General features: G+C 62.6%; 13 protein-coding genes. 7 read left to right on the top strand and 6 right to left on the bottom strand.

Annotated features, from left to right (window positions below; translation table 11 throughout):
• Positions 1-91: 91 nt before the first annotated feature.
• Positions 92-550: a GNAT family N-acetyltransferase gene (locus tag FH041_RS04815; RefSeq protein WP_059184164.1), complete on the top strand. Its 459-nt coding sequence runs from the start codon at positions 92-94 to the stop codon at positions 548-550.
• A gap of 135 nt (positions 551-685) precedes the next feature.
• Here the strand turns inward: FH041_RS04815 and FH041_RS04810 are convergent, their stop codons facing one another.
• Positions 686-910 carry a hypothetical protein gene (locus FH041_RS04810; protein ID WP_059183934.1) on the bottom strand — a complete coding sequence of 75 codons (225 nt, stop codon included), beginning with the start codon at positions 908-910 and terminating at the stop codon, positions 686-688.
• A gap of 119 nt (positions 911-1029) precedes the next feature.
• Positions 1030-2091: an aldo/keto reductase gene (locus FH041_RS04805; RefSeq protein ID WP_027916043.1), complete on the bottom strand. Its 1062-nt coding sequence runs from the start codon at positions 2089-2091 to the stop codon at positions 1030-1032.
• Between the two features lie 222 nt (positions 2092-2313).
• On the opposite strand from FH041_RS04805, the gene FH041_RS04800 reads away from it, so the two are divergent.
• Positions 2314-2820, top strand: coding sequence for a GNAT family N-acetyltransferase (locus FH041_RS04800; RefSeq protein ID WP_027916044.1), 507 nt, complete (start codon positions 2314-2316; stop codon positions 2818-2820).
• Positions 2821-2823: 3 nt separating this feature from the next.
• Here the strand turns inward: FH041_RS04800 and FH041_RS04795 are convergent, their stop codons facing one another.
• Positions 2824-2994 carry a DUF2986 domain-containing protein gene (locus FH041_RS04795; RefSeq protein ID WP_080992843.1) on the bottom strand — a complete coding sequence of 57 codons (171 nt, stop codon included), beginning with the start codon at positions 2992-2994 and terminating at the stop codon, positions 2824-2826.
• A 78-nt stretch (positions 2995-3072) separates the two neighbouring features.
• Between FH041_RS04795 and FH041_RS04790 the strand changes: the two genes are divergently transcribed.
• The 3 genes from FH041_RS04790 to FH041_RS04780 all read left to right on the top strand — a co-directional run bounded on the left by FH041_RS04790 (position 3073) and on the right by FH041_RS04780 (position 5626).
• On the top strand, positions 3073-3939 hold the full coding sequence (locus FH041_RS04790) for an AraC family transcriptional regulator (protein WP_049695843.1): 867 nt from the start codon (positions 3073-3075) through the stop codon (positions 3937-3939).
• A 29-nt stretch (positions 3940-3968) separates the two neighbouring features.
• Positions 3969-4355, top strand: a complete 387-nt coding sequence (locus tag FH041_RS04785; protein WP_027916046.1) for a cupin domain-containing protein — start codon at positions 3969-3971, stop codon at positions 4353-4355.
• Positions 4356-4462: 107 nt separating this feature from the next.
• Positions 4463-5626, top strand: coding sequence for an AAA family ATPase (locus FH041_RS04780; protein WP_027916047.1), 1164 nt, complete (start codon positions 4463-4465; stop codon positions 5624-5626).
• 74 nt (positions 5627-5700) lie between these two features.
• On the opposite strand, the gene FH041_RS04775 is transcribed toward FH041_RS04780, so the two are convergent.
• The 3 genes from FH041_RS04775 to FH041_RS04765 all read right to left on the bottom strand — a co-directional run bounded on the left by FH041_RS04775 (position 5701) and on the right by FH041_RS04765 (position 9690).
• The gene (locus FH041_RS04775) at positions 5701-7275 is read right to left on the bottom strand and encodes an aldehyde dehydrogenase (NADP(+)) (RefSeq protein WP_027916048.1); all 1575 of its coding nucleotides are present in this window, start codon (positions 7273-7275) and stop codon (positions 5701-5703) included.
• 88 nt (positions 7276-7363) lie between these two features.
• Positions 7364-8353: an AraD1 family protein gene (araD1, locus tag FH041_RS04770; RefSeq protein WP_028686406.1), complete on the bottom strand. Its 990-nt coding sequence runs from the start codon at positions 8351-8353 to the stop codon at positions 7364-7366.
• A gap of 29 nt (positions 8354-8382) precedes the next feature.
• The gene (locus FH041_RS04765) at positions 8383-9690 is read right to left on the bottom strand and encodes an MFS transporter (protein WP_027916050.1); all 1308 of its coding nucleotides are present in this window, start codon (positions 9688-9690) and stop codon (positions 8383-8385) included.
• Between the two features lie 184 nt (positions 9691-9874).
• Between FH041_RS04765 and FH041_RS04760 the strand changes: the two genes are divergently transcribed.
• Both FH041_RS04760 and FH041_RS04755 read left to right on the top strand, forming a co-directional pair.
• Positions 9875-11608 (top strand): IlvD/Edd family dehydratase, encoded by a 1734-nt coding sequence (locus FH041_RS04760; protein ID WP_027916051.1) that lies wholly within the window; start codon positions 9875-9877, stop codon positions 11606-11608.
• A gap of 234 nt (positions 11609-11842) precedes the next feature.
• Positions 11843-12565 carry a FadR/GntR family transcriptional regulator gene (locus FH041_RS04755; protein WP_027916052.1) on the top strand — a complete coding sequence of 241 codons (723 nt, stop codon included), beginning with the start codon at positions 11843-11845 and terminating at the stop codon, positions 12563-12565.
• The last annotated feature ends 193 nt before the right edge of the window (positions 12566-12758 follow it).

Raw genomic sequence — 12758 nt, 5'->3', positions numbered from 1 at the left:
GGATGAGGCCTACAGTTATTCGAGAACAGCGCGGGCGCAGGGGTTCGATTGGGTTGAAGCCCGTCCGTCGCAATCGAGGGGGACGAGGTTGATGGCAAGGGTGATCAGAGCGGCGAGCGTCCTGGACGCTGAAAGCATCAGCCGGGTTATCCTGGCTGCACTGCGCCACAGCAACGCAGCAGACTATGACGCCGCCACATTGGCGCGCGTGGCGCGCGCTTTCACGCCCCAAGCCGTGGTCCAATTGCTGGACAGGCGGGTTGTATGGGTGGCCTTGGAGAGCGACGTGGTCGTCGCAACGGCAAGTCTTGAGAAGAACGTAGTGAGAAGTGTATTCGTTGACCCGAGCTACCAGCGCCAGGGTCTTGGCGAACAACTGATGGGCTACATCGAGCAAGAAGCGCGGGACACTGGGGTCCGGCAGTTGCAGGTGCCTTCTTCACTCACTGCTCAAGGTTTCTATGCCAGGCTAGGTTATACGGCCGTTCGTGAAGTGCGCTATGGAGACGAGCGAACGGTGGTCATGGCGAAGGTGATGACTGCGAGCTGACTTAGGGTGCTGAGTACCTTGCGCGCTCTTTCAAGCCCTGCACATCTCGTGTAGGAGCCGTCTTGCCGGGGCGCCGGACCGGCCGCTCCCACGTGGGATCAAGCCAGTACCGCCTTGAGCCCACTAGCCAGCTACTTAGACCACCACGATGTCCGTCAACCCCAATACCTCGGCCTGCGCCAGGATCTCATTGGGCGTGGCGTCGGCCGAAGGCATCACCAGGCTGTTCTCGCCGTCGCCAAAGTGCAGCACGATCAGGTGCCAGGCGGCCTCGTGCAGGGCCAGCTCAGGCTGGTCCAACTCAAAAGTATGGTCGGTCGAATTGCCATTGAGCGAGTAGCGAACAGTGAAGGCGTGCATGAGCACCTCGGTCTAGGTTGGGGACTCATTACTTGACCGGTGAGACAGGAAATAATTCACACAACTCCCGAGGTCGCCTCGCCAAGCAGGCAAGACGACCCGGTATCCGGCGGCGCAGACTACTTCATGGTCTCTCGGTACAGCTCGATGAACGGCGCTTCAGCAGGATCGATGCGGTCCATGCCAGCGGCAATGCGGTGCCAGTAGGGGTACTGCGGCGCGATGCGTGTGGCCTGTTCGATCTGCTTCAGGTCCTCTTGCGTCAATACAAGGTCTGCCGCCTGCAGATTGTCTTGCAGTTGATCAAGGGTGCGGCCAGCGGTAATCACGCTGGTAATACCCGGGCGATCCTTCAGCCAGGCCAGGCAGACGCGTGACGGCGAGCAACCGTGGCGTTCGCCGACCGCGATCAAGGTCTCGATGATGTCGTAGGCGCGCTCACGATCGTGCACGTAGGGTTCCGGCCAGTCATTGCCCTGACGTGTGCCCTTGGGCGTCTGCTGGCCACGACGGACCTTGCCGGTCAACAGGCCTTCACCCAGCGGGCCCCAGACCAGTGTGGCAAAGCCTTGGTCAATCGCCATCGGCAGCAACTCGTACTCGGCCTCACGCGATTCGGGCGTGTAGTAGATCTGCTGTGAAACAGGCTGTTGCCAGCCGTTCAATTGCGCGCTGCCCAGGGTTTTCATCATTTGCCAGGCAGTGTAGTTGGACGTACCGAAGTAACGGATCTTGCCGCTTTGCACCAGATGATCCAGTGCTGCCAGGGTCTCCTCCACTGGCGTCACGCCGTCCCAATTGTGGATCTGATACAAGTCGATATGGTCGGTCCCCAGGCGCTTCAAGCTGGCCTCGCATGCGCGAATCAGGTGATAGCGCGAAGCGCCGCTGTCGTTGGGGTTGTCGCTCATCGGGCTGCGCGCCTTGCTGGCCAGGATGATGGACTGGCGACGCTCGCCCAAGGCCTTGCCGACGATTTCCTCGGCCAGCCCATGTGAATACAGGTCGGCGGTGTCCACCAGGTTGACCCCGGCGTCGAACGCGGCCGCGAACATGCGCTTGGCGAGGTCCACATCGACGCTGCCGGTTTTCTCGAACGAGCCTCGTCCGCCGAAAGGCACCGTGCCAATGACCAGCTCCGAAACCAACAGACCGGTGTTGCCGAGTGCGCGATATTTCATGGAAACCTCCAAAGCAAAAGACTAGAAATACCGACGTACCTGTGCGCTGAAACGTTCAATCGGAAGCTTTTGACGGCGTTCTGCGCCAAACCAGCGTTTGCAACAACGACAGTCGACCGCTTGCCAACCCAGCACGCCTGTCGTGATCCCATCCGCAGGTGGCAAAGGCGCTAAGCCACAGGCATGCTGGCAAGCTGTTCAGTGGACGACGCGAGATGAACGATGCAAACACCCTGCACCACGTACTACCTTGAAATGACCTCGCCAGACGAACTGGTGGAAAAGCCCCAGCGCCCGGATTTGCATATCGTCGAATGCGAGGTGCCACAACCAGCCTTCAACCGCTTTCTGTACACGTTGGTCGGCACGCCCTGGTCGTGGGGCGACCTGGACGCCTGGAGCGAGGCGCAGTGGCAGGCGCAGGTCGAGCAGGAAGCTCACCGCACCTGGGTGGCTTATCACCGGGGCGCCATTGCCGGTTATTACGAACTGTATCGCCCTGATGGGAGCAACGCCGAGATCCGCTACTTCGGCTTGGCCCCGCAATTTCTGGGCGCAGGCTTTGGCGGTCCGCTGTTGAGCCAGGCGGTGCGTAGCGCCTGGGCTTGGCCCGGCACGCAGCGTGTATGGGTGCATACCTGCACCCTGGATCACCCTGCCGCGCTGGGCAATTACCAGGCGCGCGGCTTCAGGATCTACAAGCAGGAAGAAACCCTGTCAGACGCCTGAGGTTCAGGCCTGCGAATCGCGCTGCGCTGCGGCATCCGCGGCCGCTTGCAGCGCCAGCTTCTCGCGATCGGCCTTGCTGATGTACTTGGGCTTGGTACTGCGCGGTGCCAGCTTGGCGCTGGCCTTCTTGGCGTGTGCCTTGAGCAGTTGCTTGATTTTCTTCTGACGGTTCATGGTGGGTTCTGGTGAGGTGGATTGGGGCTTATGATAGCGCGTTGTCTTTCCTTTCCGTGAACCGCCGGGACCTGTGCCATGAAACGTTCGTCCAACATGCCCCCGGTTTCGGACTGGGTCATCCGCAGCCAGCAACATGGGGCTGTCGAGCGGATCGAAGCGTGGTTCGGTAGTCATGGCTATGATCCTCATCGGCATGACACCTACTCCGTCGGCCGTACCTTGGCCGGGGTACAGAGCTTTCATTACAAAGGCTCGTTGTGCCACGGCATTGCGGGCAACACGCTGGTGTTGCACCCCGATGAATTGCACGACGGCATGGCCGGCACCGAGGCAGGTTTTCGCTACCGCATGGCCTACATCGACCCTGCGCTGATTCAGGCCGCACTGGGCGGGCAGCCGCTACCGTTCGTGCCTGGCGGGCTTTCCAGTGACCCGCGCCTGTTCCATGCTAGCGAACCGTTTGTGCAGGCTGTGGACCATCCCCTCGAGCAGCTGGAAGAGCAAGACGCCATCTATGACCTGGCCATGGCGCTGCGCGCTGTCGCGGGCAAGCCACGCGGGCGCAAGCGCCTGGATTACCGGTCCGCCGAACGCGCCAAGGCGTTCATTCTGGAGCACCTGCACCTGGGCATCACCCTGGAGATGCTCGAGCACGCCAGCGGCCGTGAGCAATGGAGCCTGTCTCGGGACTTTCGGGCCCTGTACGGCACCAGCCCTTATCGCTTCGTCACCCTGAGGCGACTGGACAATGTGCGTCGGTTGTTGCTCGATGGCTTCACCCTGGTCGACGCTGCCTTGGCGGCAGGCTTTCACGATCAGAGCCACATGACCCGACACTTCACCCGCAGTTATGGGGTGTCGCCGCTACGCTGGCTCGAACGCCTGCGGCCAGGGCAGCAACGTGCAGGATCGTACAAGCGTGCAGGCACTGAGCTGCAATAGGCTGCGTGCTCCAACCAGGAGTAACCACCATGTACGAATCCAGTCAACACACTCAGCCCCATCCGATAAACCTGAACCAGAAAGCGTCGATGATCGACAGCCAATGGAGCCCCAGGGTTGTTGCACAGATGAACGACTACCAGTTCAAGGTTGTACGCATCGAAGGGGAATTCATCTGGCATGCGCACCCGGAAACCGATGAAGCCTTTCTGGTACTCGAAGGGACGCTGCGCATCGACCTGCCGCAACGCAGCGTCCATGTAGCGCCCGGCGAGTTGTTCGTGGTGCCGCGGGGTGTACAGCATCGAACAGCGGCCGAGGGCGAGGCCAAGCTGCTGATGATCGAGCCATGTGGCGTCCTCAACACTGGCCATGAGGGCGGTGAGCGCACGGCGCCTAATGATCTGTGGATCTAGCCATCGCCGTCAGCGATTGGCCCGCGTCGGCTGGTCGACATGGGCAAGGGTTGGCCTCGGTGCTTGATTGAGGCCAAACTTGCACCATCGTCGATGGGAAGAACGCCATGCTCACTACCCTGGCCATCAGCAATTATCGCTCCATCAATCACCTTGTCCTGCCACTGGGCCAGCTCAACGTGGTAACCGGAGCCAACGGCAGCGGCAAGTCGAATCTGTACAAAGCGCTGCGCCTGCTGGCCGAAACGGCACAGGGCGGGGTCATCCAGGCACTCGCCCGCGAAGGTGGGCTGGACTCGACCTGGTGGGCGGGCCCGGAACCGAGTGCACGCATGATGCGCGGTGAAGTGCCGATCCAGGGGCAGCACCCGCGCGATGCCCGTCGCCTGCGGCTGGGCTTTGCCACCGAGGATTACGGATTCGCCATCTCCTTGGGGTTGCCCATCCCCCTGGCTTACCCCTCAGCCTTCATCCTCGATCCGGAAATCAAAAGTGAGACCATCTGGGCAGGTGGGGCTTACCGACCTGCCTCGGCGCTGGTCGAGCGCAAGAATGCGTTGGTGAAGGCTCGTGAAGGTAACGCCTGGACAATACTTGATCAGCATGCCGACAGTAGCGAAAGCTTCTTCAGTGTGGTGGGCCGCCCACGGCAGGCACCGGAAATCGGGCAGTTGCGCGCCTTCATCAACAGTTGGCGTTTTTACGATCACTTTCGGATCGATCGGGATGCACCCTGCCGCCAGCCCCAATTGGGCACCCGCTCGCCAGTGCTGCATCATGACGGGCGTAACCTTGCCCCCGCCTTGCAGACCATCATTGAAATCGGTGACGTGGAAGGCCTCAATGCCGCGCTGGAGGACGCGTTCCCCGGCAGCCGCCTGGACATCGATGCTCCACCTGGCGGGCTATTCTGCGTACGGCTGCTCCAGCATGGATTGCTCAGGCCATTGACCTGCGCAGAACTTTCGGATGGGACCTTACGCTATCTTCTGCTGATGACCGCCCTGCTGACGCCCAGGCCACCGGCCCTGATGGTGCTCAATGAGCCGGAGACCAGTCTGCATGTAGCCTTGCTGCCGGCCTTGGCCCGGCTGATCATTCGCGCGTCCGAGCACAGCCAGGTGTGGGTCGTGTCGCACAGCGCGCCATTGATCGAAGCCCTCAGCCAATGTGAGGATTGCAACCTGCTAGCCCTGGACAAGGTGCAAGGCAAAACGCAACTCAAAGACGTGGGCCTGCTGGACGAGCCGCTGTGGCGGTGGACTGACTGAATGGGGTTCATCAAGCAAGCGCCGCCTGACCCTCACCAGACGGCACACACTCAGGTACCAGTACCGTCAAGCCTTCATGCAAGCGCCTCGCGGCTATGCTGCCCGTCGATCAGGCGCAGCAGGCCCAGCGGGTTGGCGTTCTTGAGGGCGTCGGGCAGCAGCGCGTCCGGATAGTCTTGAAAGCAGACGGGCCGCAGGAAGCGGTCGATAGCCAGGGTGCCTACGGAAGTACCGCGCGCATCGGATGTAGCGGGGTAAGGCCCGCCGTGCACCATCGCCTCGCACACTTCGACACCAGTCGGGTAGCCATTGACCAGCAGGCGCCCGGCCTTGCGCTGCAACACCGGTACCAGCGCGGCGAAGCGCTGGATATCTTCAGCCTCAGCGACCAACGTGGCCGTCAGTTGCCCCTGCAGCGCTTCGAGGGCCCGGCGCAGTTCGGCTTCGTCAGCCACTTCGATGGCGACCGTGGTAGGTCCGAACACTTCTTCCTGAAGCACTTCATCGCCCTGCAACAAAAGGCTCGCCTGCGCCATGAACAACTGGGGCTGGGCTTGGTTGCCTTCCTGTGCGGACCCGGCCAGGTGGCGTATCCCTGGGTGCTGGTGCAGGCGCTGGACGCCGGCGCAATAGCTGCGCAGGGTTCCGGCATTGAGCATGGTCTGGCTAGGCTCGTCACCCAGGTGCGCGCCTAATTGCGCCAGGAAGTCGCTGAAGGCTTGGCCAGCGATACCGATGACCAGCCCCGGGTTGGTGCAAAACTGCCCACACCCCATCACCACCGAGTTGGCCAGCTCCCGGGCGATCTGTGGGCCACGCGCTTGCAGCGCACCTGGCAGCACCAGCACCGGGTTGATGCTGCTCATTTCGGCAAACACCGGTATCGGCTGCGCACGAGCAGCCGCCATGTCGCACAGGGCACGCCCACCTTTGAGCGAGCCAGTAAAGCCTACGGCTTGAATCATCGGATGGCGCACCAAGGCCTCACCTACCCCCCCACCGTAGATCATGTTGAACACGCCAGCGGGCATACCGGTCGCCACAGCGGCCCGCTCGATGGCTTCGCCGACCCACTCGGCCGTGGCCATGTGCCCGCTGTGCGCCTTGACCACCACCGGGCACCCTGCCGCCAGCGCAGCGGCGGTGTCGCCACCGGCCGTGGAAAAGGCCAAGGGAAAATTGCTGGCGCCGAATACCGCCACCGGACCCAGGCCGGTGCGGTACTGACGCAGGTCAGGCCGTGGCAGCGGCTGGCGTTGGGGTTGTGCGCGATCGATGCGGGCGCCAAGAAAGTCGCCGCGCCGCAGCACCTTGGCGAATTGGCGCATCTGGTTGCTGGTGCGGGCACGCTCGCCTTGGATACGCCCTGCTGGCAAGGCGGTTTCTCGGCATACGGTGGCGACGAAGGTGTCGTCCAATGCATCGAGCTGATCGGCAATAGCGTCGAGAAACTGCGCGCGGCGCTCGGGCGCCAGGGCACTGTATGCGGGGAAAGCGGCTTCGGCGGCCTGGGCTGCTGCGTCCACTTCTTCGGGGGTAGCCTGGCTGAAGGTGACCGGCAGGGCCTCCCCGGTGCAGGCATCGAGGCTGTGCAGGCGCACGCTGCCCGCGGCACTGCGTTGGCCGCCAATGAAATTGCTTCCAGTCATGATGACTCCTGAATTAAGAAATTGAAGTGGCTGCACGTGACCGCTTCCCTGGGCCGCGGGGCACGTACTCTGAATGACAGAGGTGGGCTTACAGGCTTTTCACCCTCCCTGGCCGCACCTGCTTGGCTGCTGGCGCAATGGCGTTGCGCAGCGGCTCGCCGAAGGCCGGCAGGCTGATTTCGAAGGTATCGCCGGGCTGAGCCTGGATGCCGTCGGCGAACGACAGCGTCGCGGTGCCGAAGTAGTGCACATGAATATCGCCAGGTCGCAGGAACTGGTCGTATTTGAAGTGATGGAACTCCAGGTTCTCGAAGCTGTGGCACATGTTCTGCTCACCCGACAGAAAGGGCTTGCTCCATACCGGTTGGCCATCACGCAGGATGCGGCTGGTCCCTTCGAGGTCCGCCGGCAGCGCACCCAGCCGTAGCTCCGGTCCGAAACTGCAGGCGCGCAGCTTCGAGTGTGCCAGATAAAGGTAGTTACGCCGCTCCATCACATGGTCGGAGAACTCGTTGCCCAGCGCGTAGCCCAGGCGATAGGGCGTGCCATCAGGGCCGATCAGGTACAGGCCGACCAACTCAGGCTCTTCTCCGGCATCCTCGGCGAACGCCGGCAGCGGCAGGTCCGCCCCCGGGCGCACGACGATGGCACCGTCGCCCTTGTAGAACCATTCCGGCTGTGCGCCCACCTGCCCTGCGGGTGGCCGGCCGCCTTCCATGCCCCATTGGAACATGCGCATGCTGTCGGTCACGGCGTCCTGGGCCTGCTGCTGATGCATCTTGTCGCGCGTGGCGGCGCTACCTAAGTGGGTCAGGCCAGTGCCGGTCACCAGGCAATGGGCAGGATCGGGGTGATCCAGCGGCGGCAGCACCCGGCCCTCGGCCAACAGCGCCCGGTAATCGTGACGCTCACCCAGGCTCAATACCTGCACGTGGTCGGCCAGAGTCCGGCCAGCGGCAATGGCCTGCTGGGCCAGCTCGCGGGTGGTGTCGGTGCCACATACGCGCAACACGTACTCACCTTCCACCACGCCGACATGGCGCTGGCCGGTGGCGGTTTCAAATTGGATCAATCGCATGGTCGTACTCGCTTGTCGGTTGCGAAAAATTATCGGGAGGCGCCGGCCACTTGAGCGGCCGCATCACGCTGTCGGCGCTCCAGCCGGGTGTAGACAACCCCGGTAAGCAGCACCCCAAACAGGGTGACCAGGGCCAGGAAATACAGCCCGGACGACAGGTGACCTGTGTGTTCTTTCAAGGCGCCGATGCCAAATGGGCCCAGGTAGCCGCCCAGGTTGCCGATCGAGTTGATCAAGGCAATGCCGGCCGCAGCGCTGGCCCCGGAGAAGAATCGCCCAGGCAGGGTCCAGAAGATCGCCGTGCACGAAAACAAGGCGAACGCCACCAGGCACAGTGCCGCCAGTTGCAACGCCGGCACGCTCAACCAGGCGCTGAGGAACAGCCCCGCTGCGGCCAGGGCATACAGCAGGCCAAGATGACCGTAACGGTCGTTGAGGCGGTCCGAGCTGCGCGGCACGACCAGCAAACCAATGATGCCGAACAGGTAGGGCACCGCCGACACGAAACCGGTGACCAAGTCACTGCCGCCGAACTGGTGGATCAAGGTGGGCAGCCACAACCCGAGCCCGTAGATGCTCAGGGTCATGGGCAGGTAGAACAGCGCCAACAGCAGCACGCGGCTGTCCTTGAGTGCATGCAGCGGGTTGCCGTGGCGGGTCTGGCCGTATTCACGCAGGTCATCGGCCAGCTGTTCCTGCAACCAGGTGCGTTGCGCGTCGCTGAGCCAGCGTACCTTGGCCGGGCCATCGGGCAGCAGGCGCAGGGTGGGCCAGGCCAACAGCACCGCAGGGGTCCCGATGCAGATGAACAGCCATTGCCAGCCGTGCAGGCCATAGGTGCCGTCCAGACCCAGCAATGCGCCGGAAAGCGGCCCTGTGACCAGCATCGCCAACGGCTGGGAAAGGATGAACAAACCCAGAATTTTGCCGCGATGACGCACGGGGTACCACTGCGTGATGTAGTACAGCACCCCCGGAAAGAACCCCGCCTCGGCTGCCCCTAGCAGAAAGCGCATCACATAGAAGCCGTTCGGCCCGGTCACGAATGCCATGCCAATGGTGATGGCGCCCCACGTAAGCAAGATGCGCGCAAACCAGCGGCGTGCGCCAAAGCGGTCCAGCAGCAAGTTGCTGGGCACTTCGAACAGAAAATAGCCGATGAAGAACAACCCGGCGCCCAGGCCGTAGGCAGCATCGCCCAGGCCAATGTCGGCGCCCATGTGCAGCTTGGCAAAGCCGACCGCCGAGCGATCGACATAGGCCACCAGGTACAACAGGACCAAAAAAGGGATGAGCTTGAGTGTGATCAGGCGGACGAGCCGCTGCTCCTGAATCATGGCGATGTCTCCAATTGTTCTTGTAATGGGTACAACACCAGGCCGAGGTTTTTTGGCAGACCGCTGACCTAGGAAATTGATCTTATAGTATTACTATTTAAAACGACAAGCCTTCACATGTTCGTTTTTTGGCGATACATTTGGCGGCATAAAGACAAATAGTAATACTAATAAGGTGTCCATCATGTCCGATAGCAAGCCCTCACTGCGCTCCGCCCAATGGTTCGGTACCGCCGACAAGAACGGGTTCATGTACCGCAGCTGGATGAAGAACCAGGGCATTCCGGACCACGAGTTCCAGGGCAAACCGATCATCGGCATCTGCAACACCTGGTCGGAGCTGACCCCGTGCAACGCGCATTTCCGCAAGATCGCCGAGCACGTCAAGAAAGGCGTGTTGGAAGCAGGCGGCTTCCCGGTCGAGTTCCCAGTGTTCTCCAGCGGTGAATCCAACCTGCGCCCCACGGCCATGCTCACGCGCAACCTGGCGAGCATGGATGTGGAAGAAGCCATTCGTGGCAACCCGGTCGATGCCGTGGTGCTGCTGACCGGTTGCGACAAGACCACGCCTGCGTTGCTGATGGGCGCGGCCAGCTGTGATGTTCCGGCCATCGTGGTGACCGGCGGGCCGATGCTCAACGGCAAGCACAAAGGCAAGGATATTGGCGCCGGCACTATCGTGTGGCAGATGCACGAGGCCTATAAGGCCGGCCACATCGACCTGAACGAATTTCTCTCTGCCGAGGCAGGCATGTCGCGCTCAGCCGGCACTTGCAACACCATGGGTACGGCTTCGACCATGGCCTGCATGGCTGAGGCGCTGGGCACTTCGCTGCCGCACAACGCCGCCATCCCTGCCGTGGACGCGCGCCGTTACGTGTTGGCGCACTTGTCGGGCATGCGCATCGTGGACATGGTGCGCGAAGACTTGCGGCTGTCGAAAATCCTCACCCGCGAAGCCTTCGAAAATGCCATCCGGGTGAACGCAGCCATTGGTGGCTCGACCAACGCCGTCATTCACCTCAAGGCCATCGCCGGGCGCATTGGCGTAGATCTGCAGTTGGAGGACTGGACGCGGGTGGGACGGGGTACGCCGACGCTGGTCGACCTGCAACCTTCGGGGCGTTTCCTGATGGAGGAGTTCTATTACGCCGGCGGTCTGCCGGCCGTGATCCGGCGCCTGGGGGAGCATGGGCTGCTGCCCAACCCGACTGCGCTGACCGCAAACGGTAAAAGCCTGTGGGACAATTGCCACACCGCGCCACTTTATGATGAGCACGTCATCCGCCCGCTGGACAAACCCCTGGTGGCCGACGGGGGTATCTGCATCCTGCGGGGCAACCTGGCGCCCAAGGGCGCAGTGCTCAAGCCTTCGGCGGCCACGCCTGCGCTGATGCAGCATCGGGGGCGCGCCGTGGTCTTCGAGCACTTCGAGGACTACAAGGCTCGCATCAACGACCCAGACCTGGATGTGGACGCCAACTCGATCCTGGTGATGAAATATTGCGGGCCCAAGGGTTATCCCGGCATGGCCGAGGTGGGCAACATGGGGCTGCCGGCCAAGCTGCTTGCCCAAGGCGTAACCGACATGGTGCGCATCTCAGACGCGCGCATGAGTGGCACGGCCTACGGCACCGTAGTGCTGCACGTTGCGCCAGAGGCTGCCGCAGGTGGGCCCCTGGCCGTGGTACGCGAAGGCGACTGGATCGAGCTGGACTGCCAGCAAGGCCGCTTGCACCTGGACATCGACGAGCAGGAGCTGGCCGGCCGCCTGGCGGATCTGCAGCCACCGCCACAGCTGATTACCGGGGGGTATGCCAAGCTCTATCTGGACCATGTGATGCAGGCCGATGAGGGCTGCGACTTCGACTTTCTCGTCGGCTGCCGCGGGGCGGCGGTGCCCAAGCACTCTCACTAGCCCAGGGAAATTACCCCAAGCGGGGCCGTGACTGGCTCAATACAATAGGGGCGCACAGTGCCGCTTGCCGCTCTAGCGGCCGTGGAGCCGTCCATGCACCGACAGCTCCCGCGCCCGCTAGAGCGCCGAGGCCCGCAGGGACCACCTCTGTCCGCCCTCAAGGCGCTGCAAAACAGCCCTGCATTTATCAGTGCTATGATGCGAGCCCCGCCAGAAGGACCTCGCACAACCCCCATGAACTACCGCCAGCCCTCAACGCGCAAGAGCATGCACGCTACCTTGGTCCAGGACCTGGGCCTGCAGATCGTGTCCGGCCAACTCGCCCCAGGGCAGAAGCTGCCGTCCGAGGCAAGCCTGTGCGAAACCTACGCGATCAGTCGGCCGGTGTTTCGCGAGGCCATGCGCGCCCTCACGGCCAAGGGCCTGGTAGAAGCGCGCCCCCGCGTCGGCACCCTGGTCAGACCCCGCCATGACTGGCACATGCTCGACCCCGATGTGCTGCACTGGCTGATGCAGGCAACGCCGCAACAGGAGTTCTTCAATACCCTGTCCAGCGTGCGCTGGGTCATTGAGCCCGCTGCCGCCGCCTTGGCCGCCACCAATGCCACGACAGAGGACGTAGCGTCGATTGGCGAGGCTTATCAAAGAATGGAGGCAGCGCGTACCCCGGATGAGCGGCTGCAGCCAGACCTGGACTTTCATGCCCGTATTGCCGACGCCACCCACAATGACCTGCTCGCCTACCTGTGCAACATGCTGTCGATGGCGTTGCGCGAATCAGTGCGCTTTTCCAACCAGCGCCCCAATTTTGATGAGCTCGCCCTCCCCCGACACAAAGCCATTTTGACAGCTATCCAGAACGGCGATGCGCTTGGCGCCCGGCACGCCTCCCTGGTGCAGCTCGAAGATGCCCGTGTGGCGCTGAGCAAGGTGCTGGGGCAGGACCCGGCGAGCTGAGGGCCTAGGGCCATAACCAAAAGGCCATTACTGGCGTAACAGCCTTTGAACGCGGCGGATCGGCCACCTGTGGCTGAGAAGTGTGCAGTGCGTCACAGTGGGCGCCCCACTAGCACACTCGTACTATTTCACCGTCTTGGGTCGCTCCCGATACTCCCCCTGTTAACCGCCGTATACAGGAACACCAAGCCCT

It is taken from the genome of Pseudomonas sp. SWI7 (assembly GCF_006351945.1).
Taxonomy (GTDB): domain Bacteria; phylum Pseudomonadota; class Gammaproteobacteria; order Pseudomonadales; family Pseudomonadaceae; genus Aquipseudomonas; species Aquipseudomonas fulva.
This window is presented reverse-complemented; position numbering and strand designations above follow the sequence as displayed.

Coding starts and splice junctions, on each gene's coding strand:
- FH041_RS04815 (WP_059184164.1), top strand. CDS start 92: ATGGCAAGGGTGATCAGAGCGGCGAGCGTCCTGGACGCTGAAAGCATC.
- FH041_RS04810 (WP_059183934.1), bottom strand. CDS start 910: ATGCACGCCTTCACTGTTCGCTACTCGCTCAATGGCAATTCGACCGAC.
- FH041_RS04805 (WP_027916043.1), bottom strand. CDS start 2,091: ATGAAATATCGCGCACTCGGCAACACCGGTCTGTTGGTTTCGGAGCTG.
- FH041_RS04800 (WP_027916044.1), top strand. CDS start 2,314: ATGCAAACACCCTGCACCACGTACTACCTTGAAATGACCTCGCCAGAC.
- FH041_RS04795 (WP_080992843.1), bottom strand. CDS start 2,994: ATGAACCGTCAGAAGAAAATCAAGCAACTGCTCAAGGCACACGCCAAG.
- FH041_RS04790 (WP_049695843.1), top strand. CDS start 3,073: ATGAAACGTTCGTCCAACATGCCCCCGGTTTCGGACTGGGTCATCCGC.
- FH041_RS04785 (WP_027916046.1), top strand. CDS start 3,969: ATGTACGAATCCAGTCAACACACTCAGCCCCATCCGATAAACCTGAAC.
- FH041_RS04780 (WP_027916047.1), top strand. CDS start 4,463: ATGCTCACTACCCTGGCCATCAGCAATTATCGCTCCATCAATCACCTT.
- FH041_RS04775 (WP_027916048.1), bottom strand. CDS start 7,275: ATGACTGGAAGCAATTTCATTGGCGGCCAACGCAGTGCCGCGGGCAGC.
- araD1 (WP_028686406.1), bottom strand. CDS start 8,353: ATGCGATTGATCCAATTTGAAACCGCCACCGGCCAGCGCCATGTCGGC.
- FH041_RS04765 (WP_027916050.1), bottom strand. CDS start 9,690: ATGATTCAGGAGCAGCGGCTCGTCCGCCTGATCACACTCAAGCTCATC.
- FH041_RS04760 (WP_027916051.1), top strand. CDS start 9,875: ATGTCCGATAGCAAGCCCTCACTGCGCTCCGCCCAATGGTTCGGTACC.
- FH041_RS04755 (WP_027916052.1), top strand. CDS start 11,843: ATGAACTACCGCCAGCCCTCAACGCGCAAGAGCATGCACGCTACCTTG.